24 protein-coding genes are annotated in these 23526 nt (G+C 36.4%); all 24 read left to right on the top strand.

Annotated features, from left to right (window positions below; genetic code table 11):
- Positions 1–51: 51 nt before the first annotated feature.
- Positions 52–672 carry a glycerol-3-phosphate responsive antiterminator gene (locus J0N78_RS00170; RefSeq protein WP_209120991.1) on the top strand — a complete coding sequence of 207 codons (621 nt, stop codon included), beginning with the start codon at positions 52–54 and terminating at the stop codon, positions 670–672.
- A gap of 288 nt (positions 673–960) precedes the next feature.
- On the top strand, positions 961–2283 hold the full coding sequence (locus J0N78_RS00175; protein WP_209120992.1) for an ABC transporter substrate-binding protein: 1323 nt from the start codon (positions 961–963) through the stop codon (positions 2281–2283).
- 98 nt (positions 2284–2381) lie between these two features.
- Positions 2382–2678 carry a hypothetical protein gene (locus J0N78_RS00180; RefSeq protein ID WP_209120993.1) on the top strand — a complete coding sequence of 99 codons (297 nt, stop codon included), beginning with the start codon at positions 2382–2384 and terminating at the stop codon, positions 2676–2678.
- A 2-nt stretch (positions 2679–2680) separates the two neighbouring features.
- Positions 2681–3754 carry an ABC transporter ATP-binding protein gene (locus J0N78_RS00185; protein ID WP_209120994.1) on the top strand — a complete coding sequence of 358 codons (1074 nt, stop codon included), beginning with the start codon at positions 2681–2683 and terminating at the stop codon, positions 3752–3754.
- Positions 3755–3757: 3 nt separating this feature from the next.
- The gene (locus tag J0N78_RS00190) at positions 3758–4627 is read left to right on the top strand and encodes a carbohydrate ABC transporter permease (protein WP_209120995.1); all 870 of its coding nucleotides are present in this window, start codon (positions 3758–3760) and stop codon (positions 4625–4627) included.
- An 18-nt stretch (positions 4628–4645) separates the two neighbouring features.
- On the top strand, positions 4646–5458 hold the full coding sequence (locus J0N78_RS00195) for a carbohydrate ABC transporter permease (RefSeq protein WP_209121380.1): 813 nt from the start codon (positions 4646–4648) through the stop codon (positions 5456–5458).
- A 376-nt stretch (positions 5459–5834) separates the two neighbouring features.
- Positions 5835–7070, top strand: a complete 1236-nt coding sequence (locus J0N78_RS00200; protein WP_209120996.1) for an acyl-CoA dehydrogenase family protein — start codon at positions 5835–5837, stop codon at positions 7068–7070.
- Positions 7071–7136: 66 nt separating this feature from the next.
- Positions 7137–8210, top strand: a complete 1074-nt coding sequence (locus tag J0N78_RS00205; protein WP_209120997.1) for a phosphotransferase family protein — start codon at positions 7137–7139, stop codon at positions 8208–8210.
- A 206-nt stretch (positions 8211–8416) separates the two neighbouring features.
- Positions 8417–9178: an SDR family NAD(P)-dependent oxidoreductase gene (locus J0N78_RS00210; protein ID WP_209120998.1), complete on the top strand. Its 762-nt coding sequence runs from the start codon at positions 8417–8419 to the stop codon at positions 9176–9178.
- 102 nt (positions 9179–9280) lie between these two features.
- On the top strand, positions 9281–9874 hold the full coding sequence (locus tag J0N78_RS00215; protein ID WP_209120999.1) for a TetR/AcrR family transcriptional regulator: 594 nt from the start codon (positions 9281–9283) through the stop codon (positions 9872–9874).
- 408 nt (positions 9875–10282) lie between these two features.
- Positions 10283–11014: an SDR family NAD(P)-dependent oxidoreductase gene (locus tag J0N78_RS00220; protein ID WP_209121000.1), complete on the top strand. Its 732-nt coding sequence runs from the start codon at positions 10283–10285 to the stop codon at positions 11012–11014.
- Positions 11015–11148: 134 nt separating this feature from the next.
- Positions 11149–11499, top strand: a complete 351-nt coding sequence (locus J0N78_RS00225) for a Rieske (2Fe-2S) protein (protein WP_209121001.1) — start codon at positions 11149–11151, stop codon at positions 11497–11499.
- A 109-nt stretch (positions 11500–11608) separates the two neighbouring features.
- Positions 11609–12751 (top strand): amidohydrolase family protein, encoded by a 1143-nt coding sequence (locus J0N78_RS00230; protein WP_209121002.1) that lies wholly within the window; start codon positions 11609–11611, stop codon positions 12749–12751.
- Positions 12752–12927: 176 nt separating this feature from the next.
- Positions 12928–14103, top strand: a complete 1176-nt coding sequence (locus J0N78_RS00235; protein WP_209121003.1) for a thiolase C-terminal domain-containing protein — start codon at positions 12928–12930, stop codon at positions 14101–14103.
- Between the two features lie 3 nt (positions 14104–14106).
- A complete protein-coding gene (locus tag J0N78_RS00240; protein ID WP_209121004.1) occupies positions 14107–14526 on the top strand; it encodes a Zn-ribbon domain-containing OB-fold protein in 420 nt (139 codons plus the stop codon).
- An 84-nt stretch (positions 14527–14610) separates the two neighbouring features.
- Positions 14611–16200, top strand: a complete 1590-nt coding sequence (locus J0N78_RS00245; protein ID WP_209121005.1) for an AMP-binding protein — start codon at positions 14611–14613, stop codon at positions 16198–16200.
- Between the two features lie 27 nt (positions 16201–16227).
- The gene (locus J0N78_RS00250; RefSeq protein WP_209121006.1) at positions 16228–16389 is read left to right on the top strand and encodes a hypothetical protein; all 162 of its coding nucleotides are present in this window, start codon (positions 16228–16230) and stop codon (positions 16387–16389) included.
- Positions 16390–16480: 91 nt separating this feature from the next.
- Positions 16481–17194 (top strand): DUF4286 family protein, encoded by a 714-nt coding sequence (locus tag J0N78_RS00255; protein ID WP_209121007.1) that lies wholly within the window; start codon positions 16481–16483, stop codon positions 17192–17194.
- Positions 17195–17239: 45 nt separating this feature from the next.
- On the top strand, positions 17240–18007 hold the full coding sequence (locus tag J0N78_RS00260; RefSeq protein WP_209121008.1) for an SDR family NAD(P)-dependent oxidoreductase: 768 nt from the start codon (positions 17240–17242) through the stop codon (positions 18005–18007).
- A gap of 475 nt (positions 18008–18482) precedes the next feature.
- A complete protein-coding gene (locus J0N78_RS00265; protein WP_209121009.1) occupies positions 18483–19607 on the top strand; it encodes a TRAP transporter substrate-binding protein in 1125 nt (374 codons plus the stop codon).
- Positions 19608–19861: 254 nt separating this feature from the next.
- The gene (locus tag J0N78_RS00270; protein WP_209121010.1) at positions 19862–20398 is read left to right on the top strand and encodes a TRAP transporter small permease subunit; all 537 of its coding nucleotides are present in this window, start codon (positions 19862–19864) and stop codon (positions 20396–20398) included.
- Complete coding sequence (locus tag J0N78_RS00275) at positions 20388–21689, top strand: TRAP transporter large permease (protein WP_209121011.1); 1302 nt, start codon at positions 20388–20390, stop codon at positions 21687–21689. Before J0N78_RS00270 ends, J0N78_RS00275 begins: the two co-directional genes overlap by 11 nt.
- 244 nt (positions 21690–21933) lie before the next feature.
- Entirely contained in the window at positions 21934–22356 is a 423-nt protein-coding gene (locus J0N78_RS00280) for a Zn-ribbon domain-containing OB-fold protein (protein ID WP_209121012.1), read from the top strand.
- Complete coding sequence (locus J0N78_RS00285; RefSeq protein WP_209121013.1) at positions 22357–23496, top strand: thiolase family protein; 1140 nt, start codon at positions 22357–22359, stop codon at positions 23494–23496. It abuts the gene before it with no gap.
- The last annotated feature ends 30 nt before the right edge of the window (positions 23497–23526 follow it).

Below are 23526 nucleotides of genomic sequence, written 5' to 3' on the forward strand. Positions count from 1 at the left end.
CTATCAGTCAATTAGCATGTTACTATTCGCTAATTAAAAGGAGAGTCTAAGATGACATTACTTTCAGAGCACGAATATTTTTTTGAAAGGTTAAAATTCCACAAAAAAATAGCAGCGATAAAGAGTCCTCGCCATATAGAAACTGCCATTAAGAATAAAAATAGTTTAAGTGGTGTTTATCTACTAACTGGAAGTATTACGGTGATCAAAAGTTATGTTAATGTTTTTAAAAAAGAAAATCTACCAGTGTTCGTTCATATAGAGAAGATTGGTGGATTAAGTGTAGACCATGAAGGAATGAATTATTTAGCAAAAAGTGTAATGCCGACTGGAATTGTTACTACGAAACCCAATAATATCATTCATGCGAGGAAATGTGGCTTACTAACAATTCAACGAGTATTTGCAATAGATTCAGAAGTGATAGAAAATTTAGTTGCTAAAGTTGATATAAATAAGCCGCACCTTGTTGAAATTATGCCAGCTAGAGTTGTTGAAATTATTACTCTGTTAAAGAATGAAATGAACGTTCCCATTATATCAGGAGGTCTAATTAAGGAAAGGGAGCATGCTGTAAATTCACTAAAAGCCGGGGCTGTCGCTATTTCTACATCAAATGTTGAAGTGTGGAAAGAGGATATTTCAGGTGTTGTTGGAAGTTTTCAAAGGTAACAATCTAAATATTAACTTTATAATTAAAGAGAATAATTTATATCAAGTTAATACTGACTTAATAAAATTGTATTAACATAATAGATGAAAAGTGAATAGAAAAATTATGGTCCAATTATAGAGAGACCTCTAGTTTAGTCTATAAGATATGCATAGCGTTTCTTATGGTTTAGTTAGAGGGCTCTCTTTTTATATTTTTTAGGAGGTGATTAGCTTACAAAAGGTTTGATGTTGGATTGTTCTGTCAATTGATATTTCTATTAATAAATAATTTGGAGGAATTTAGTAATGAAAAAATTAATTGCTGTATTTTTAGCGGTTCTATTTGTACTTGTTATAACAGGATGCAAGTCAACTACAGAAACAAGTAATAATAACAATTCTTCTTTAAGTAGTAATAGCTCAAGTAGTAATGAATCAGAGAACACGGATGAAAAAATTGAGATTACGTATTGGTATGCCTGGGGGGATAAAATTCAGGAAAACAATATCAATCTAGTTGAAATGTTTAATGAGTCACAAGATCGTATTCACGTGACTGCTGAATACCAAGGTACATATGATGATCTCCATGCAAAAACGCAAGCAGCGTTAGCGGCTGGAAATCCGCCACATGTCACACAAAATGAGATTGCATCAATGGGTGTATTCGCACGATCTGGTATGACTGAAAATTTAACCCCTTTTATTGAAAGGGACAATCTGGATATTGATGATTTTAACCCAGGTTTAATGGGCAACTCTTATATTGATGGAGACATTTATGGACTTCCTTATTTAAGAAGTACACCTATCTTATATTTAAATGCAACCCTATTAGAAGAAGTTGGTTTAGACCCAAGTGGTCCTAAAACGTGGGAAGAGTTTGAAGAGTATAGTCGTAAGCTCACTATTGAGGGTGAACGTGTAGGAATTACTATGCCAATAAGCATATGGTATTATGAAGCATTCGTTCATCAAAGCGGTGGGGAATTAATTAGTGAAGATGGTAAAGAAGCACTTTTCAATTCAAAGGAAAGCGTTGAGCCAGTAGAGTTTATGAAACGTTTAAATGAAGAGGGAATTATTAAGGTTCCAACAGGGGACGAGGCTGGTGCAATATCTGAACAAGACTTTGCCAATGGCCGTTCGGCTATGATTTTAGGGTCTACAGCAGGGGTAGCCAAATGGTTAGAAGTATCAAATGAACAAGGCTTTGAATTAAGAACAACTTTTATGCCGGCTAATAAATCATACGGAGTTCCGACCGGTGGTTGTAATTTAGTGATGACAACAGGATTAACAGATGAAGAGAAGGATGCGGCTTGGGAATTTATTAAGTGGATGACAGACAAAGACCAGACCATTTATGCAAGTACTTATACGGGTTACTTACCAAATCGACTCTCAGCAATTGAGGATCCTAGAATGCAAGAATTATATGCAGAGTACCCACAATATAAAGTAGCTGTTGACCAACTACAATATGGGAATGCTCGACCAATGGAGATAGCATACCCGGAAATCGGGAAAGAAATTCAAAATGCAATTGCTAAGTCTATATTAGAAAATTTATCACCACAAGAAGCGATGGATGAAGCGGCTGAGAAAGCAAATCAACTTTTGAAGTAGTAATGGGAATAGGGAGGAAAGGGGAAAGCTCTTTTCTTCCTCTCCTTCTTTACATAATACATTCTAAAATTAGGAGAACAATATTTAGGAGGTAAACAATGGAGTTAAATGTTGTGGAGAAAAAAGTAATTACTACTTTTTCAGGAACAATTGGCCCTTTGAATAAAGTGATAGAATTACAGTTTAATGTTCCGACTTTTACAGGAGAGCAAATCGTTCAATGGGTAAAAAATGGAGAAGTAATTTATGAAACTGATATTTCTTGTAATGAAGTAGTACAACATGACCTTGCTGTTGGAATAGGAGACTGGGTACGAATTCAGCTACGAAATAAGGAAGGTCAATTTTTAGCATGCACGAATCCATATTTTATTAGGGGAAAAGGAGGTTTCTAAAGATGGCGCAAATCATATTGAAAAATGTAAAGAAGCAGTTTAACGATGAAGTCGTAGTTAAAAATATAAATTTAACGATACAAGATGGATCCTTTACTGTTTTAGTTGGGCCTTCTGGTTGTGGGAAATCGACAACACTGCGAATGATAGCAGGATTAGAAAAGCAATCAAGTGGAGAAATATGGATTGGTAATCGGTGTGTAAATGATGTCCCACCAGGAAAACGTGGTGTTGCGATGGTTTTTCAAAACTATGCTTTATATCCAACGATGACAGTAAGAGACAATATTGAATTTGGACTGAAGAATAAAAAAGTTCCTAAAAAAGAACGGGAAGCGTTAATTGAAGACATTTCAGAAATTGTAGGATTAGAACAATATTTAAATAAGAAGCCATCAACTCTTTCGGGGGGACAACGACAAAGAGTTGCATTAGCTCGGGCGATGGTTAAAAAACCTGATGTATTTATTTTAGATGAACCGTTATCGAATTTAGATGCCAAATTACGAGGACAAATGCGGTCTGAGCTGATTCAACTTCATAAACGATTAGGAACAACATTTATATACGTAACTCATGACCAGGTTGAAGCTATGTCTATGGGAGATGAAATTGTCATTTTGGATAAGGGAGTCATCCAACAAGCGGATTCACCATTAAACGTTTACCATGATCCTAATAATAAATTCACAGCAGAATTTATCGGGACACCAGCCATGAATGTAGTAGAGTTCGAAAAAGTGAAAGTATTTCTACCTGAGTTACATGAAGCGATTGGATACGTTGGTTTCCGTCCTGAACAAGTAATACTGGATTCGGAAGCGTATGGAAAAGGGATGATGATGCCATGTAAGATCATTACTCGAGAAACACTAGGTGCAGAGACGATTTATCAGGTGGAAAATGAAGCGGGGGTGTTTAATGTGAAAACCTATTTAGCACCGATAGAAGAAGCCAGCAAAAGTATTATCAAAGTACCATATGAGCATTTATATTTCTTTAATGAAAAAGGAGAAAGAATGCGTGGGATTTCAATTATGAATAAATCAGAAGACTTTGTAGTTGGAGGAGTTTGACCGATGGTCGTGAGTAAGCTTCGTCCCTATATAATGGTAGCACCTGCAATTACCGTTTTTATTTTGTTTTTTATTTACCCTATATTCTATATGATTTATTTAAGTTTCCATGAATGGAATTTTGTAAGTCCGATGAAGGATTTTGTTGGATTAAGTAATTTTGTAGCACTTACTTCATCAGATGTGTTTTATAAAGTTTTAACGAATTCTTTTATTTACACATTTCTAGTTGTTTGTTTCACGATCACTATCGCTCTATTGTTGGCACTTTGGCTCAATAAAAAAGGAATATTTTTCGCTTTTGCTCAAGGAGCTATTTTTAGTCCTCATATTATTTCACTCGTATCTATTGCAATGCTCTGGCTATGGATAATGGATACGGACTTTGGTTTACTCAATTGGTTCATTGGTTTATTTGAGCTTGGTAATGTACAATGGCTGACACATCCTGATACTGCACTGATATCACTTGTTATCGTAGCCGTATGGAAAAGTGTTGGCTTTAATACACTAGTCTTCATCGCAGGCTTACAAAGTATACCGCAAGATTTATATGAAGCTGCTGAATTAGATGAGGCCAATAAATGGCGTAAATTTTACAAGATTACATTACCTATGCTTTCCCCTACGTTATTTTTCTTAGTTGTTATTAATATGATAGGTTCTTTTCAAGTTTTTGACACCATTGCTATTATGACAAATGGTGGCCCCATTGATTCAACAAATATGTTTGTATATTTTATTTATGAAAATGGCTTCCGTTTCTTTAAAATTGGTTATGCCTCTGCTGCAGGTGTCATTTTACTCATTGTTTTAGCTGGATTAACGATTTTATATTTTAAATTGCTTGAAAAACATGTTCATTATCGCTAGGAGGGAAATACTGTGAAGATGTTAGGGAAAATGCTCACATATTCGGGCTTGTCCATTCTGGTATTATTATTTTTACTTCCATTTATTTGGATGGTAACTACAGCCTTTAAATCACTTGGGGAAACGTTAATTTTTCCACCTGTATGGATTCCTGAATCTTTACTTTGGGAAAATTTTGTTGAAGCATGGCAATCTGGACCGTTTTTAAGTTATATCATTAATAGTGTACTTGTTTCTGTGGGGATTTTAATTTTACAAATGTGTACGATAATTCCGGCAGCCTATGCTTTTGCAAGGTATCGATTTAAAGGAGATCGATTTCTCTTTGGTTTAACAATGATAACGTTAATGATTCCTGCGCAGCTTATCTTTTTACCTGTTTTCTTACAAATGAGTGCTTGGAGTTTACTTGATACGTTATGGGCGCTTATCTTACCGTTTGCTTCAAGTGCTTTTGGGATATTCATGTTAAGACAAAACTTTAAGCAAGTCCCTGAAGAATTACTAGAAGCAGCTAGATTAGATGAGGCATCAGAGCTTAAAATCATGTGGAAAATTATGATTCCTATTGCTAAACCCGTGCTTATTACATTTGCGTTATTTAGCTTTATCGCGCACTGGAATGATTATTTTTGGCCATTAGTTATGACTACATCGGATACATCAAGGACATTGCCTCTTGGAATTGCAGCGCTACGCCAAGTAGAAAGTGGAGTTTCTTGGAATCTCTTAATGGCAGGTAATGTTATTCTCGTATTACCGATATTAATTGCCTTTTTCTTTGCTCAACGACAAATTATTCGTGCGTTTGTTTATACCGGAGTTAAATAAAAATGGATAAACCTTAATCACTGTTTTAATGAAAATGGCTGTTTCATCAGTGTTTTGCTCCTCTTTATTAAATAGTTGCTTGTACTAAAATTTGTAACTATTTATTATGATTGAGGTCTGATACTGTGAGTCAGCCTCTTTCAATTTAATAATTGAGCTACAACAGCCTAATATAAAGAGATATTTATTGTCACCTTAAACTTATTAAAATTTTCCGAAAATTCTGTTGACAACACTCCAGATTAATATATAATTATATATGAAAAGCGATTCATGTTTCATTAAAAATTTAAAGGAGGATTTATGTTTTAGTAACTATAAATGGGGAAAGAAAGCTTTTCGGGAGTAAGAAATCATAAAAAGGAGATGTTCTAGGATGGATTTTCAATTTTCCGATAAAGTTAATAAACTACTAAATGAAGTAAATGAGTTCATGGAGCAATATGTTTATCCGAACGAAAAAGTATATGAACAACAATTAAGTGAAGCGCCTTCTCGTTGGCATATACCTCCTATCATTGATGAGTTAAAAGCCAAAGCAAAAGAAAAAAGGTTATGGAACCTCTTTATGCCAGATAGTGAATACGGTGTGGGCCTAACCAATTATGAGTTTGCACCTTTAATGGAAATTATGGGGCGGTCACCTTTCATTGGACCAGAAGTTTTTAACTGTAGTGCACCAGACACAGGGAATATGGAAGTAATAGCACGTTACGGTACCGAGGAGCAAAAAAAAGAGTGGCTCGTTCCTTTATTAGAAGGAAAAATAAGATCAGCATTTGCTATGACCGAACCTCTTGTTGCTTCATCTGATGCAAGGAACATTGAGTCCAGTATCGTCCGAGATGGTGATGAGTATGTTATAAACGGCCGAAAATGGTGGACATCTGGTGCTCCCGACCCACGGTGTAAAGTTCTCATTTTTATGGGAAAAACTAATCCAGATGCACCTACCTATGAGCAACAATCTATGATACTAGTCCCTATGGATACTCCAGGAATCAACATAGTTCGAAACCTTAGTGTTTACGGTTATGACGACGCCCCTCATGGTCATGGAGAAGTAATATTTGACAATGTAAGAGTACCAGCATCAAATATGCTATGGGGTGAAGGGAAAGGATTCGCAATTGCACAAGGGAGACTAGGACCCGGTCGAATTCATCATTGTATGCGAATGATTGGTGTAGCTGAAAGGGCATTAGAATTAATGATTGAAAGAGCACAAGATCGGGTCGCTTTTGGAAGCGCTCTCACAAATAAGGGTGTTATACGTCAATGGATTGCGGATTCCAGGGTTGAAATTGATCAAGCAAGACTCTTAACTTTAAAAGCAGCAGATATGATGGATAAAGTCGGGAATAAGGAAGCCAAAAAAGAAATTGCTATGATTAAAGTGGTAGCGCCAGAAGTTGCTACTAAAGTAATTGATCGGGCGATACAAGTTCATGGAGGTGGAGGAGTCAGTCAAGAATTCCCACTTGCGAGGTTCTGGACTTATGCACGTATTGTACGATTGGCTGATGGACCAAATGAGGTTCACCGTGATGCAATAGCAAAACAAGAAATTAAACAGTACAACAATAAATCAAATTATCTCCTGAACCACTAAGATCTCTATTAAATCAATTACATTGAAATGACTTAATTTGTATATTTGCTGAAAGGCGGTAATAAGATGAAATCTAATGAAAATGATATGATCTCTTCTGTTCGGGAAGGGGAAGATTTTAATAGGGAAGCATTTCACTCCTTTTTACTTACTAATGTGGATTGGTGGCCAAATGAACCACTTGAGGTAACTCAATTTTCATCAGGATATTCAAATTTAACCTACTTAATTCGATGTGGTGAAGTAGAAGTCGTTATGCGTCGCCCCCCTTTAGGACCTCTACCGCCTAAAGCGCACGACATGAAAAGGGAGTTTTCATTACTAAAAAAATTATACGCAGCATTTCCATATGTACCTAAAACCTATACTTTATGTGAAGATGAGTCAATAATTGGCGTGCCGTTTTATGTGATGGAACGCAAAAAAGGGTTAGTTTTCGATGGTAAATTCCCACAAGGCTTTACTGTGACCGAAGAAAAATGCAAACAAATTTCTTATGCAGCTGTTGATACGCTTGCACAGCTTCATCAAATTGATTACAGAGAAGTAGGGTTGGAAAATTTTGGTCGTCCTGAAGGGTTTATAGAAAGACAGGTACACAATTGGATAAAAAGGTATGAGCGAAGTAAAACGCATGATATTCCTCATTTTGAGATAATAGCAAAATGGTTTACCGAAAACATACCATCTTCAAATGGTGCAGCAGTTATTCACAATGATTATAAACTTAACAACATGATGTTTTCAGAGAAAAATGTCAGTAAAGTTGAGTCCGTTTTTGACTGGGAATTAGCTACCATCGCTGATCCATTATTTGATTTAGCTGCTGCATTAGGTTATTGGACGGAACCAAATGATTGGGAGAGTGTAAAAACCAGCTTACCTTCTTTGACTACAACACCAGGGTTTATTTCACGTGATGAGTACATACATCGTTACTCCTTAAAAACATCACAAGATATACCTCCTCTTCATTTTTATATGGCATTTACTTATTTTAAAATTGCTGTTGTCATGCAACAAATATATTTTAGGTGGTTCAATGGTCAAACAAAAGACAGTCGCTTTGCTACCTTAGATATATCGATAAGAAGTTTGATGGAATATGCAAATGAAATAATCATCACAAAGAAATTTTAATCGAGAAACTACCTCTCTATTAATAAACCACTACTGGATTTTTTTTATTAGACTTTTATAGTGATGCTTTACCCCATTAGTGGTTCATCTTCATGTTGTGCTAAATATATAACTCTTGAAACAGTAAATTTCGCTAGAACAAGTTAAATTATCCTGACATGTAACAAAGTTAAAATACAGTTTTAGTTTAAAGGAGGTAAGTGGATTTGGATCATCTATTTAACTTAAATGATAAAATCGCATTAATTACAGGAGGAAGTCGTGGTATAGGAAAACAGATTGTGAAAACTTATGCTAGACAAGGTGCTGCTGTCGTAATTGCCAGCCGTAATATCAATGATTGTAATAATGTTGCAGAAGAAGTAATTAATGAAGGCGGAAAGGCAATGGCAATCAAGTGTGATATGGCTAACTTAGATGACATTACTAATATGTTCAAATCAATAGTTGATACATTTGGTCAACTGGACATTTTGGTTAATAACGCTGGTGTAAGTATTACAAAACCTTCTGTAGAAGTAACAAGTAAAGAATGGGATACGATGTTCGATATTAATATAAAAGGACTGTTCTTCGCTTGTCAGGAAGCGGCCAAAATCATGATAGAACAAGGGCAGGGAAGGATTATTAATATATCATCAATTGGTGGAATTAAAACATTTAAACGGATTGCGCCGTATGGTGCGAGTAAAGCAGCTGTAATTCACTTAACTAAATCCCTTGCTTCTGAGTGGGCAAGACATGGAATTTTAGTAAACGGAATTGCACCTGGACTGATCAGTACTGATATTAATACAGAGGAGGTAGGTGATGAAAAGTTATTACAAAAAATGTTACAAATGATCCCGCTTAGGCATCTTGGAGAACCATCTGATATTGCAACTATGGCACTGGTCTTAGCATCAGATGCCTCGAATTTTATGACAGGTCAAACTATCAGTATTGATGGTGGAGTAACGTCAGAGTGATTCCTAGTTAGCATTTATAATAGAATTACTGAAATATTTAGAAATTCCTACTTTGAGGTTTTAATTACAAAATAATAACCAATATATAAGGAGGCACAATTTTTGACGGAAGCGAATTTAAAACCAAAAACAAATAGAGGAATTCAAACACGGAATAAGCTTCTAAGATCCGCAGAATATATCTTTGGAAAAAATGGTTATCACAATAGCAGTATAACAGAAATCACACAACGAGCAGGAGTATCACTTGGGAATTTCTATACTTATTTTGAGTCAAAATATAAAATATTTGAATGTCTTTTATGGGAAATGCAGAGAGAATTAATTCAGCTAATAAAAGATAGGACAGCAGGGATAGAAAATAGGATTGAAATGGAAAGGGCTGGATTTAAAGCACTATTCGAATTCTTAAAAAAAAGACCGTACTGGTATAGTTTGTTCCCTCAAGCAGAATTTGTAAATAAAGAGCTGCACCGAAAAACATTGGAAAAGTTTGCAAATACGTATATATATAGGATTGAAAAATCTATCAAAAAAAAAGAGATTAGAAACCTTAATCAAGAAATACTAGTGTATTCGTTGATGGGAATTATGAACTATTTAGGGATGAAATGGATTTTGTGGGACAAAAAAGAGGTTGATGATGAGTTAATTGATGAGTTGATGGTGTTTGTTAAATTTGGAATTCATATATAAAAATTGTAGGGATGGTAAATCAATAATTGATGCAAAAGTAGTATTAATTACAATTACTGATAACAGTTTAAACACTTAAAACAATTTAAATATTTTAAATATTCAAGTTGTATATTGCGATATATCAAAGCTTGTAATAAAATAAAACTGAAAAGCGATTCATATATCAATTGTCATAATAGATCTGGAAGTGATTAATCAGATATGTTTAGTATGATGGAGTATAGGGTATTTATTAAAATAGTAAATGAAACATGAATCAGGTTACACAAAATTATAAATTTTAAGAGGTATCATAAAATAAGTCTTAAATGAAAACTGTATCTCCCTAAGATCTTCATACTCTCGTTATTAATTGGGTTACTCTTCCAACCTATAAAATTATTCAAAGATTGAAGGAGGTTAATGATGTCGGTCAAGGATCAAAACTCATACAAAGTAGCATTAGTAACTGGTGCAGCTAGAGGAATTGGACGAGAAATCGCACTTACGCTTGCCGAAAGAGGAATTTCTGTAGGATTATGTGATATCTCCCCAGAGGTTCATAAAACCTGTAAAGAAATTCAAGCCTTAGGCGTTCCATCTGCTGCAGAAATAGTGGATATTTCTAATGAGGAAGATGTAAATCGGGCATATGAGTCCATTTCTATCAAACTAGGTACTATCGATGTGCTGGTAAACAATGCTGGTATTGGCCAACTAAAATCTTTGGTAGACTACAGCATTTCTGAATGGGATCAAACATTTTCCGTCAATATCCGAGGTGCGTTTATATTTAGTCAAAAGGTACTCCCAAATATGATGGAACAGCATAATGGATTGATTGTTAATATCGCCTCAATTTGGGGATTACGTGGGGCGAGTGGTCGGTCCGCATATGCAGCATCTAAACATGCATTAGTTGGAATGAGTAAATGTTTAGCTGATGAATGTCACCCATACCGTATTCGTGTTATCGCACTATGTCCAGGCAATGTTCTTACAGATTTAGCAAAAGGAAGCGAAGCTGACACAACGGGCTGGATGGAACCAAAAGATGTTGCTGATGTTGTCGGGTATTTGTGTGACCCTGGCAGCAGGGCTATCGTTGGAAGCACAATCGAGGTAAATGGTTGGGGGAGGCCACCTGAATTTAAGTAGAATTCGGCCATCATCAAAAAAATTTTTTTAGAAGATTTTATTTATGCTAATAACAATAGCACCTGTAAATTTGGTGAAATTGTTTAGTAGTCTATATTTAAAAAATTATTCTAATAAAGGGGTGTAATTCAAGAATGAAGCAATTGCTTTGTAAGGTAGATGACCTCCAGTCGGGAGAAATGAAAGCGTTTAAACTTAAGAGTCGACAAATTGTTTTGGTCAGAAATGGAGATGATTTCCATGCGGTAAGTGGTATTTGTCCACACCAAGCAGCATTGATGGGTGAAGGACATCTAAAAGGAACCAATTTAACAACAGCTGAAGTAGGTCATTATTGCTATGGGAAGGATAAACAAATACTCACTTGTCCATGGCATCATTATGAATTTGATGTAACAACAGGTGAATCGCTATTTGATTCTGAGTACAAGTTGAAAACTTATAAAGTTGAAGTTTCAGAGGAAGATGTGTTTATTGACTTTTAACTAATCCAAAAAAATTACTTAGAAGAAATTACGACTAAAGTAAAAGTAATTCTTTTTTAATTTTTGGCTAATCAAATTTATAAATTGATACAAATTAGGAGGTTTTACTATGGCAATGGCAGAAGAAAAATTAACTGATAATCGTAAATCATTAAAAGTGATAGATTGTGATGTTCACGTTCAAGAAACTTCATTTGATGAATTGGTTGGATACATGGATAAACATTGGAAAAATTTCGCACAATCTGCATCTCAATTTAAACAACTTATGAGTATCAGTTATGCAATAGTTGCAAATGGTGGTGTTAGAAAAGATTCATGGGGCCCAAATGGTGAGTATCCTGGATCGTCTGTTGAATTTTTGAAAAAACAATTGCTCGAAGAACATCGGATTAATATGGCTGTATTATACCCGAACGGCACTTTCTGTCTTAATAGTTTACCTCAAGATCATTGGGCAGGAGCTATCGCATCTGCTTTAAATGACTGGTTAATTGACAAGTGGTTGTCAAAAGATCCTCGTTTCAAAGGTACGGTTTCCATTGCTGCCGCAGATCCAGAGGCTGCAGCACGTGAAATCGATCGTGTTGGAGGGCACCCTCAAATGGTTCAAGTAGGTCTTGCTATCCACTCCCCGCACAGAGGGTATGGTGACAAATTTTATGATCCTATCTGGGAAGCTGCAATTCGTAACAACTTAGTTTGTACCTTCCATGTTTCACTACCAGGCGGTCAAAATAAGTATCATGCAACAGGCGCTCAAAAATACTATGGTGAGTATCAAACTCTTAATTGCTTAACGTTCCAGGCTCAAATGGCAAGTATGGTATTTGGTGGTGTTTTTGATAAGTTTCCAGGTCTCAAGGTGGCTTTTGTTGAAGGTGGATTTGGATGGGTACCTAATATGATGTATACAATGGATACTCATTGGAAAGCTTTGCGACTTGAAACACCATGGGTTAAGCGTTATCCAAGTGAATATGTTAAAGAGCATTTTTGGTTCGGAACACAACCTTTTATCGAGTCAGTGGAGGATCCAAATAATATCTTACAATTAATTGAAATGGTTGGAACAGATCGTATGATTTTTACAAGTGATTACCCGCACTGGGAATTTGATGCTCCGACTGCAGCATTCAATAAAATCCCAGCGGATATCCGTAGAAAAATTCTGTTTGAAAATCCAGCTACTTATTTAGGGCTTTCTGCAAAAGATTTGAAGATTATTGAAGATGCATCTAGCAAATCATAACTTGTAAGAATTTAATTCTCTTCAAGTTGGTTAATATATTACAAGTTTGATGGTATTGAGTTATCAGGATGAGTGACCTCTTATGCTGTTGCTATACTTTTCATTTTAATGCAATATGAATAATTAAATAATTTATGTTGATCTAGTTGGTATTATGATATTTAGGGGTGTGTAGTATGATAACGGCAAGAAATCGACCAAATTTTTTGGGCAGAACAGCTATTGCAGGTGTAGGATATACAGAACTTTCGAAAAATTCCGGAAGAACAGTTCTAAATCTAGCATCGGAGGCATGTAAAAGGGCCGTAGCGGATGCAGGAATAAACTTAAAAGATATTGATGGAGTATTGAGTTATAGCGTATTAAATGACTCAGTATCGAGCGAAGCGGTGGCGACCGCTCTAGGGTTACCTCAATTAAATTATCTTCTTAATTTGAATACTGGGGGTCAGGCACCTTCTTACTTGGTTATGCTTGCAGCTATGGCGATTGAAGCAGGCTTGGCGGAAAATGTGTTAGTGTTTAGAGCTCTTAACGGCCGTAGTGGGAAGCGCATTGGTGGAATGCAAGTGGCTGGTGAAGCTGCCCAATTTCGTGACCCAATAGGCTATATAGGTCAGCCTGCATACATGGGTATGTGGGGACGGCGTTTTATGATTGAAACGGGTGCGACCTATGAAGATTTAGCAGCGGTAGCCATCGCGCAGCGTAAATATGCTGAATTAAATGAGCGAGCCGTTATTCGTAAACCACTTACGATGGATGACTATTTAGAAAGCCCTTGGATTGTTGATCCATTTAGAAAAGCTGATTGTACAACAGAGGTTGACGGCGCTTGCGCTGTGCTAGTCACTTCTTTAGCGAATGCTCGCCAAATGAAACAGCCCCCAGCGGTAATCGAAGGAGCTGCATATGTAAGTGGAGAGCGACCAGGATTGGACATGAGTGATGATCTACTCTGGGATAACCTAGCCATTAATTATACAAAATTGCTATCAGATCAATTATGGAAAAGCGCAGGATTGGGTCCAAAGGATGTAGATTTTGCTGAGATTTATGATTGTTTTTCGAGTGTAGTGTTAATAGGGTTGGAAGGTCTTGGTTTAACAGGGTACGGCGAATCTGGAGAATTCGTGAGAGCTGGAGAAACAGGGTTACACGGACAGCTTCCGGTAAATACAAATGGAGGCCTGCTTTGCGAGGGATATCTACACGGAATGAACACAGTGGCAGAAGCAGTTCTACAAATACAGGGGCGCGGCGAACAACGACAGGTTCCAAAGGCAAATGTTGGTGTCGTTACATCTAGCGGACAAGTGGATGGTTCTGCATTAGTATTGAGGAGGGATTGATAGATGCAAAAACAAGAAAAAATGAATGATTATATTGCTCCAGAGAAAAATCAGGATACTGAATTTTGGTGGGAAGGTGTAGAAAATCACGAACTTCGAATCCAAGCTTGTGATGATTGCGGAAAACAATGGTTTCCTCCTGTGCACAGTTGTCCATATTGTGCAAGTGAAAAGTGGAAATGGGTGAACGCCTCAGGGGTTGGAAGTGTTTATTCTTGGGTAGTCTATCACCGAGCATTTCATCCAGCCTTTAAAGATGACTTGCCTTATACGGTTCTTACAGTAAAATTAGCTGAAGGTCCAAGGATTGTAGGACGCTTAATTCAACAAAATGATGATGTTGAGGTATATGCAGATATGCAGGTAAAAGCTACGTTTTATGAACGAAATGGTAATACATTGCTAGGTTTTACGAGGGTGTAAAGTAGAATTACATTTACCATAACAAGACCGAAAGATTAATAATTGGAGAGTGTTTAAGATTTGATAGAACCAGGAGGAATATATATGTATAAAGGGTTGGAAACATTCGGTAAATTAGTAGAATATCGTGCAAATCATTCGCCCTATAAACGGTTTATACGTTTTGAGAATTTCGATCTCACTTATGATGAATTCAATAAAAACGGAAATAAGGTCTCCCATTTTATAAAATCGTTGGGAATGTCGAAGGGAAATACTTGTGCTGTTATGTTGCCAAATAGTCCAGAATTTCTCTATACATGGCTAGGGTTGTCACGTCTGGGTGTAATTGAAGTCCCGATTAATACTTCTTTTCGTGGTGATCTTTTAACATATATGCTTAATAAGGCTGAGTGTCAAGCGATAGTAATTTCTTCAGATTTGGTAGATCGTGTAAAAGATGTTTTAGGAGATTTAGAACATCTACGCCACATTATCGTTGTAGGGCCCTTTTCTGAATTTACTACAGATTCAGTTTCCGTTCATTCTTTTGAAGAGTTGCTTACCAAGTCTAGTGATTCTTTGATTGATGTGGAGATACTTCCCACTGACCCGGCTGTTATTCTTTTTACCTCTGGAACAACTGGACCGTCTAAAGGTGTTGTTCTTCCACATCGGCATAATTTTAAACTTGCTGAGAATTGTTGTGAAGTGATGAATTACGGACCAGAAGAACGCTTATTTACGGGATATCCATTGTTTCATGGAAATGCACGCTTTACAACAGTCCTGCCAGCTCTACTAGTAGATTGTGACGTCGTGTTACATGAACGGTTTTCTACTTCAAAATTCTGGGATATATGTCGAGCAGAGAAGGTTACAGCATTTAATGCTTTGGGTTCATTATTCACGCTACTCATGAAACTGCCTGAGCGGCCAGATGATGCAAATCATTTAGTTCGGAAGGCTTATGGCGGCCCTACCCCTCCAGAAATTTATGATGATTTTCAAAAACGGTTTAATGTTAAGATTACAGAAATCTACGGGTTATCCGAAGCTGGTACTGTAACGAATAATCCAGCAGATTCATTCAGAAAAGGATCTTGTGGGCGAGCAGTTCCTTTCTTTGAAATCGAAATTCACGATGATAATGACAAGCCTTGTTCAGCAGGTGAACCTGGCGAGATCGTTTTACGACCAAAAGAACCTGGGGTTATGTTCACAGGTTACTACAAAATGGCAAAAGAAACGGTAGAATCATGGCAGAATTTGTGGTTTCATACTGGCGACCGCGGATGGATGGATGAAGATGGTTATATTTATTTCCTTGACCGTAAGAAAGATGCCATTCGCAGAAGAGGAGAAAACATCTCTTCATATGAGGTAGAGCGGGTAATCAATGATCATCCAAAGGTATATGATTCAGCTGCAGTTGGTGTTCCTTCCGAACAAAGTGGGGATGAAGAAGTACTTGTTGCCATTATGACAAAAGATGGAGCAGAGTTGAAACCGGAGGAACTACTCGAGTTTTGCCAACCAAGGATGGCCCATTTTGCTGTTCCAAGGTATATAAGGTTTGTGAAAGAGTTACCGAGAAATACATCTCAAAGAGTAGAAAAATTTAAACTTCGTAAGGAAGGTATTACCTCAGACACCTGGGACCGTGAACGAGCTGGCTATGAAATTAAACATTAAATATTATTATGTGTTGTTTCGACTTACTTGGCTGCTTTGAGGAGAGCTTCAGTAGTCGGTGTTAAACATGACCCTACCTTTACACCTGCTGTGGTTAAGGAAGTAGAAAAGTTACTAAATCATCCAGTAAAACCAATTATTTTTGAGGAAGCTGGACATTTTCTGCATATTCAAGCACCAAGAAATTAGCGAATATTATGAGTCGTTTTTTGGTGCTGAATTGTGTTAAATCATTATTTTGAAAGTGAGTTGAACTTCTGTGTTCGATAAAGGACAATCTATGCTACTTTGGGCTTTGGAGTGTGATCCAGAAAGAGATGCGGAATGGAATGAATGGTACAATCTTGAACATGTTCCTGCATTATTACAAGTACCAGGTTTTCATAGTAGTAATCGGTACGAGAAGGTTACAGAAACTACTTTACGACATTTGAGTTCTCGTTTTCAAATCCCCCGATATTTAAGCTATTATGAACTTTATGATGAAAGTGTACTGCAGTCAGAGGCTTATCATATTAATCGGTCTTCACTAGGTCCAGGTATGCGTCCAGAATGGACAAAGCGAATGCTAACGTATGTTTTAAGTGTAATGGGTGGGACTTACCAGCCATTGACTGAAACTTGGATGAACGTATCTGACCGAACAGTTCAAAACCTATGGGTTTTATTTCTTGAGCCATACGAAAATAACGAGGATGAAATTGATGAATGGTATCTAAATCAATTATTGCCCTTATTACAGAAAAGTAATTTCGTTAAAGCATGTCGATTAATCGGCTCTCAACAGTCAACTCTTATTGTAAAAGGGGGAGTTAAGCAGGAAAATGGTGTAAGTCGAATTGTTTTGATTTCTGTAGATAAGGATTTCTCTCCTGATGATGAGTCATCTTTTCATGAAGTATGGAAGGATAGGAAAAATAGCTTTAAAAGTGGAAATGGCGCTCTGTACCAAAGAATTCCACTATCGAAGATGATGGGACAAACAGAAACTTAAAAGGTTTAAGGTGCATTAACAAATATCATTTTGGAGGATTTACTTATGGGTAAATTAGAAGGTAAAGTTGCAATAGTTACTGGTGCTGGTTCTGGGATGGGGCGTGCTATTTCAATATTATTTGCAAATGAAGGGGCTAAAGTTGTATTAGCTGAATTTAATGAAAGTTCAATGAATGAAACGCTTGAAGAAATATTATCTGAGAATAATACGGCTACTGCAATAAAAGTAGATGTTTCAAATGAAGCAGATGTTGAGGCAATGATCAAGAAAGCATTAGATGAATTTGGTAGAGTAGATATTTTAGCAAATGTAGCAGGTGTTTCAGATGGTATGACTTCGATTGAAAATTACTCAAATGAATTATTCCAACGAGTAATGGCTGTTAACGTAAACGGACCGTTCTATGCATCACGCGCCGCTGTTAAAGTATTTAAAGAGCAAGAAACAGGTGGAACAATTATTAATGTTTCTTCAATTGCTGGATTTCTTGGGGCACGTGGTGGTACAGCGTATACAATGTCAAAACATGCACTTATTGGTCTTACTAAGAATATCGCTGCATTTTATGGTCGTAATAACGGAAAAATCCGTGCGAATGCCATCGCACCTGGCTCTATCTTAACAAGTATGACGCCAAATGATACTTCACAGTTAGATAAATTAGGTATGGAAGCGTTCAGTGACCTTGGACCATTTAATAGAGGGGTTCCAGAAGATATCGCTACATCAGCGTTATTCCTTGCTTCTGATGACTCAAAATTTATTAATGGAGAAGTTTTAACAGTGGACAGTGCTTGGACGGTTCGTTAAAACACCTTCATTATCTATGATTAAGAAGGTACATAAGCAATAGTCTCTTAAACTACTTGGATGCTGCGCGTTATAAGTAATTAGGAATTTAAGAGCCTAACAATTTAATTTAAGACCAGTTATTACAATATAAATCAATATAAACAAATATTTCTTAATTGTCTGTAAATAAATTGACTTTTACAAATTCTCCCTCTAAAATAAAAGTTGAAACATGATTCAAGTATTATATTATGAGGGGTTAGTAAGGGTAAATTTCTTATATCTATTGAAAGCGCTTTATTTAATTGAATCTACTTTTCTATAAAAAGGGTAAGCTGCTATGAAAAATAAAAATGTACTAATAACTGGAGGATCCAAAGGTTTTGGTAATGAATTGGCACTAGCATTCGCCTGAAATGAAGCAAATATAGTTATTAATTATTTTAATAAAGAAAATAAACACTTAAAATCAACTACTAAGGAGGAAAATCAAATGAACAAAAAATGTAAATTAAGCTCATATAGTTTAACCTTATTTATCCTATCATTATTTTTGTTTTTATCAGCCTGTAGTGGTAATGAAGAAACGAACATCAGTAATGAAAGTAGCAATAAGGGAGAAGTTACACAAAAACCAGTTGATTTAAAATTTGGAATGGCGGTTCCTGCTACACATCCAATTAACGCACTTGCAGCTGAACCTTGGACAAAAACAGTTGAGGAAGAAACTGATGGCTTAGTAAAAGTCGACATACATGCTGGGGCGGTGTTAGGGTCTTCAACTTCTGTCCTACAAGACGTAAGCGGAGGTGTATATGACATTGGTTTTGTTGTCGGACAATTTTTCCCAGAAACACCTCTCTATAAAACATCCGTCCTTGATTTACCCTTTGCATTTGCTAATACCGATGATCATTTAGTAAAGGCGAAAATTGCCCAAAAATTTGTTGATAAGTATGTCAAAGCAGATCTAGAAAATTTAGGTGTTAAAATAATGGGGGTTTATTTAAGTGACCCTGCAGTACTTCTGAGTTCGGAACCAATTCGGACGGTAGATGACTTAAAAGGAAAACTTACATTTCTTCAGGGACCACAGTGGCAGCCGATTATTAATGGATGGGGTGCAAGACCAGTCTCCCTTTCAATCGAGGATCTTTATACTTCTCTTGAAAGAGGCACATTGGATGTAGGTGTTTATGCGTTGGGGGGGATGTATTCTCAAAAGCTTTATGAACCTGCGCCATACATTACAAATTTACCAACCTCAACAGCTACTCAATTTGTTGTTATGAATGCTAATCAGTGGAATAGCATGTCTCCAGAACTGCAAGAACAATTTAGCGAAAGCTTCAATCCAAATATAGAGGAATTAATTAATAATGCTTATGTTAAAGGAAGGGAGGAAAGTTTTGAAAAAATTAAAGAAGAAATTGAAGGAAAAGGCGAGATCATTGAACCTTCTGAAGAAGAGTTAGCAAGATTCCTTGAGCCTGCAAAGGATGTCTGGGATCAGTGGATTGAAGAAGCGAATAAAAAGGGATATGATGGCCAAGAAATCATGCAAGGCTTCCTACAAATTATGGAAGAAGAAGGTGTTGAACCACCGTTTGAATTTTAAGGTAATCTAGTTATTTTAGAAAGTAAATTATTGATAGGTGTAGAAGTTTGCCCTTAATGTTTTTCAGAAATCTTGTTCACGAGAGAAGTCCATTATATAGTGAATTTGAACAGTTTTACCTGTTATCAATATTAAGGACTTCTCTCTGGAAAATACAACATTAGAACTTTTGTATTAATTTAATAACATTTATCGATCGCAAACTGTGATTTATTAAGCTTCAAAAAAGCCATTAACTGAAAGAGGTGAGCTGAATGCATTATTTAGCTAAAACTATTAAAAGAATAACAACTATTACTAAATGGGGAGCAATCATAACCATTTTCAGCATGATGCTGTTAATTTCTTTCACTGTAATTTCCAGGGGTATATTTAACTTACCAATTGTAGGAGATTATGAACTAGTCCAATTAATGATGATTGTTTTAGTTGGTTTAGGGTTCGGTTATTCCGAACGAATCGATGCACATATCAAAGTAGGTTTATTAGTGGACCGCTTTAAACAAAAAACTCAGGCAACTATTGATATTATCGTTTATATTCTCGTTGCTTTCATCTGTTTTTTAGTCGGTACAATACTCTTTAAAGCTGGTCTGCAAGGTCTCTCTTCATTTAAAGTAACTACATCAATTCTATCCATTCCTCACTATCCATTTCAGTTTTTACTAAGTATCGGTTTTTACATGTGGGGCTTAGAAGCAATGTTAAAAATAATTTATAGAAGTGTGGAGTTGATAAATGGAAAAGAATATCAGGATCAGGATGAAGGGAGTGATATAAATGTCGGTTGAAGTATTGGGGCTTTTAGGAATTTTATTAATGTTTGTACTGATGTTTTTTAGAGTTCCAATTGCGATTGCTCTCATGATTCCAGGAATTATAGGCGTTCTTTTACTTCGTGGATGGGCTCCTCTTGAGGCAGCTTTAAAATCTATAATATGGACACATAGTTTTAGTTATACTTTTAGTACTATTCCTATGTTCATTTTAATGGGGGAACTGTTATTTATTTCAGGAATTAGTAGTGAATTGTTTACTACGTTTCGAAAATGGCTTGCAAACCTTAGAGGGGGGTTAGCAACATCTACAATTGGAGCATCAGCATTATTTGCTGCAGCTTCTGGTTCAAGTGTTGCTGCCACTGGAACAATGGGAGTAATCGCGCACAAAGAGATGAGAGATTCTGGGTATAACGACAAATTTAGCAGTGGTACTATAGCAGCTGGAGGGACTTTAGGTATATTGATACCGCCCAGCGGGGCATTTATTATTTACGGAATTTTAACTGAACAATCCATAGGTAAGTTATTGATTGCTGGTATTATTCCTGGGATCATTCTGTCGCTTCTTTTTATTTTAACTATTTATATTACAGTTAGAATCCACCCTCAATTAGCTCCCGATACTTCAGTTAAATATAGTTGGAAAGAAAAGTTCACTTCTCTAAAATCCACTATTTGGATTATGATATTGTTTGCCGTTGTAATTGGTGGTATGTATGCAGGATGGTTCAGCCCAACTGAAGCCGCTGGTATAGGTGCTGCAGTAGCATTAATTCTTGCCCTTGTAAAAAGAAAATTAACTTTTAAAACATTGATTGTAGCATTAGAAAGAACACTAAAAACAACTGGATTTATCTTTGCAATCGTAATAGGAGCATTTGTTCTAAACTACTTTCTAGCATTAACAGGTTTACCAGATTTATTAGCATCTTTTATCACATCAATTAATGTTCCTTGGTGGGTCATCATGCTATTAATCTTACTTATGTATTTTATACTTGGAGCTGTAATGGATGCATTGGCAATGATCGTTATAACAATCCCAATAATTACCCCGATAATTACAGCATTAGGTTTTGATTTAATTTGGTTTGGGGTTTGGATCGTCGTAATAATTGAATTATCTCTAATTACACCTCCGATCGGGATGAATTGTTTTGTTTTAAAAGGTGCAGTTTCTGATTTACGCTTGGAGGATATTTTTAAAGGAGCAGCTCGATTTATAATTCCTATTTTAGTGATGTTAGTCATATTAGTTTTATTTCCTGAAATTGCTTTGTGGTTACCAAACAATATGTAAAAAGTTGACCTGAGTAGAACCAACTCTAAATTTGATAATATGGAGAAGAGTTGCCAACTATGACAGCTCCCCTCCTAGTTTTCTAAAAAATAAAATTAGTCAGAATTTATTGACAACTTTTTTAAATATTCTTATGATTATAATTGAAAGGTGATTCACATTTTAGGTTAAAGGTGTTATCAATAATTAATAATTTGTTAGCTTATTAGTTTAGAATGTAAAAATTATTAAGGAGGAATGAATGTTGGAGAATTTTAAAGAAAGGGTTCCTGTTAAAGAAGGCCTTTTTAGTTGGTCAAAAGAACCCCATGGTTTAATTATTTCGAAATGTTCCACTTGTGGCGAATTGGTTTTCCCAAAGCAAGAATACTGCCCTGAATGTTGTACAGAAACAATGGAGACCGAAATTCTCAGTTCTAAAGGAATTTTAAAATGTTTTACAGGGATAACTGCTCCTCCACCAGGTTATAAGGGGACAGTGCCCTATACAGTTGGAATTGTTGAATTTCCTGAAGGAATTAGAATATTGGGTATCACAACTGAAAAAACAGTTGACAGCTTAGTACCTGGAATGGAAGTCGAAGTAGTTATCGATACAGCTTTTGTGGAAGATGACCAGGAATTTGTAACGTTCAAATATCAACCTACAAATATGAGGAGGGATTAGATGGATGATGTAGTAATCGCAGGAGTTGGCATGCATGAATTTGGTAGATTTAATGATAAGAGTTATCGAGACTTAGGATCTGTCGCTGCAAAACGCGCATTAAAGGATGCGAATATGACTATCAAAGATGTGCAAGCCGCTTTTTGTGCAAATGTGTATGAAGTCTCAGCCTCTGGCCACAATGTTTTAGAACGACTTGGCTTACCTGGGATCCCAATTGTTAATGTAGAAAATGCTTGTGCCAGTGGTGCCTCTGCAGTACGTCTTGCTTACCAAGCAATAAAATCAGGGGAATACGATATCGTACTTGCTGTAGGTTTTGAAAAAAGCCCAAGAGGATTTTTACATGGAGCTGGATATGATCAGTGGCAGGAGTCAACTGGGTTAGGAGCAAACCCTCTATACTTTGCTACTAGTATTCATGGACATATGGTCGAATATGGAACAACCAAAGAACAACTTGCTCACATTGTTTACAAAAGTCATAAATATGCTGTTCATAATCCATATGCAATGTACAGAAAGGAATTATCTGTAGAAGAGATCTTGAATGCACGGATGGTTTCAGATCCATTAACGCTATATATGTTATGTGCACCTAATGATGGAGGAGCAGCTGCTGTTATTTGCAATAAGAAAACAGCTGAAAAATTCACACAAAATTATGTCACGATTGCAGCATCGGTGTTAGAAACTAGACGGCGAGGAGATATGTTTGTTCCTGCTGTATCTGCACCTGCACAAACATCATATCCTACTCTAGCAGAACGAGCAGCACAATCAGCATTTAAGATGGCAGGGATAGGCCCGAAGGATATTGATGTTGCTGAAATTCAAGATGTGGACGCTGGTTCAGAGATTATTTATTCCGAACGATTAGGTTTTTGCCCTATTGGAGAAGGAGGACCAAGAGCTCAATTAGGAGAGACATCGATCGGCGGGAGAATTCCAATCAATGTTAGCGGTGGGATCCTATCAAGAGGTGAACCTGTAGGCGCATCCTCTCTCGGTCAAATTGCTGAAATAACAAGGCAGTTAAGAGGAGCAGCTGGTAATAATCAAGTAGAAGGAGCTAAAGTTGCTCTCAGCCATAGTGAAGGTGCTGGAGGTAATTCTTGTGTAACGATTTTGAAAAAATAGATTAGTAGATTATTAACATAATAATTTAAC

The organism is Alkalihalobacillus sp. BA299 (assembly GCF_017745675.1).
GTDB lineage: Bacteria > Bacillota > Bacilli > Bacillales > Bacillaceae_F > Alkalihalobacterium.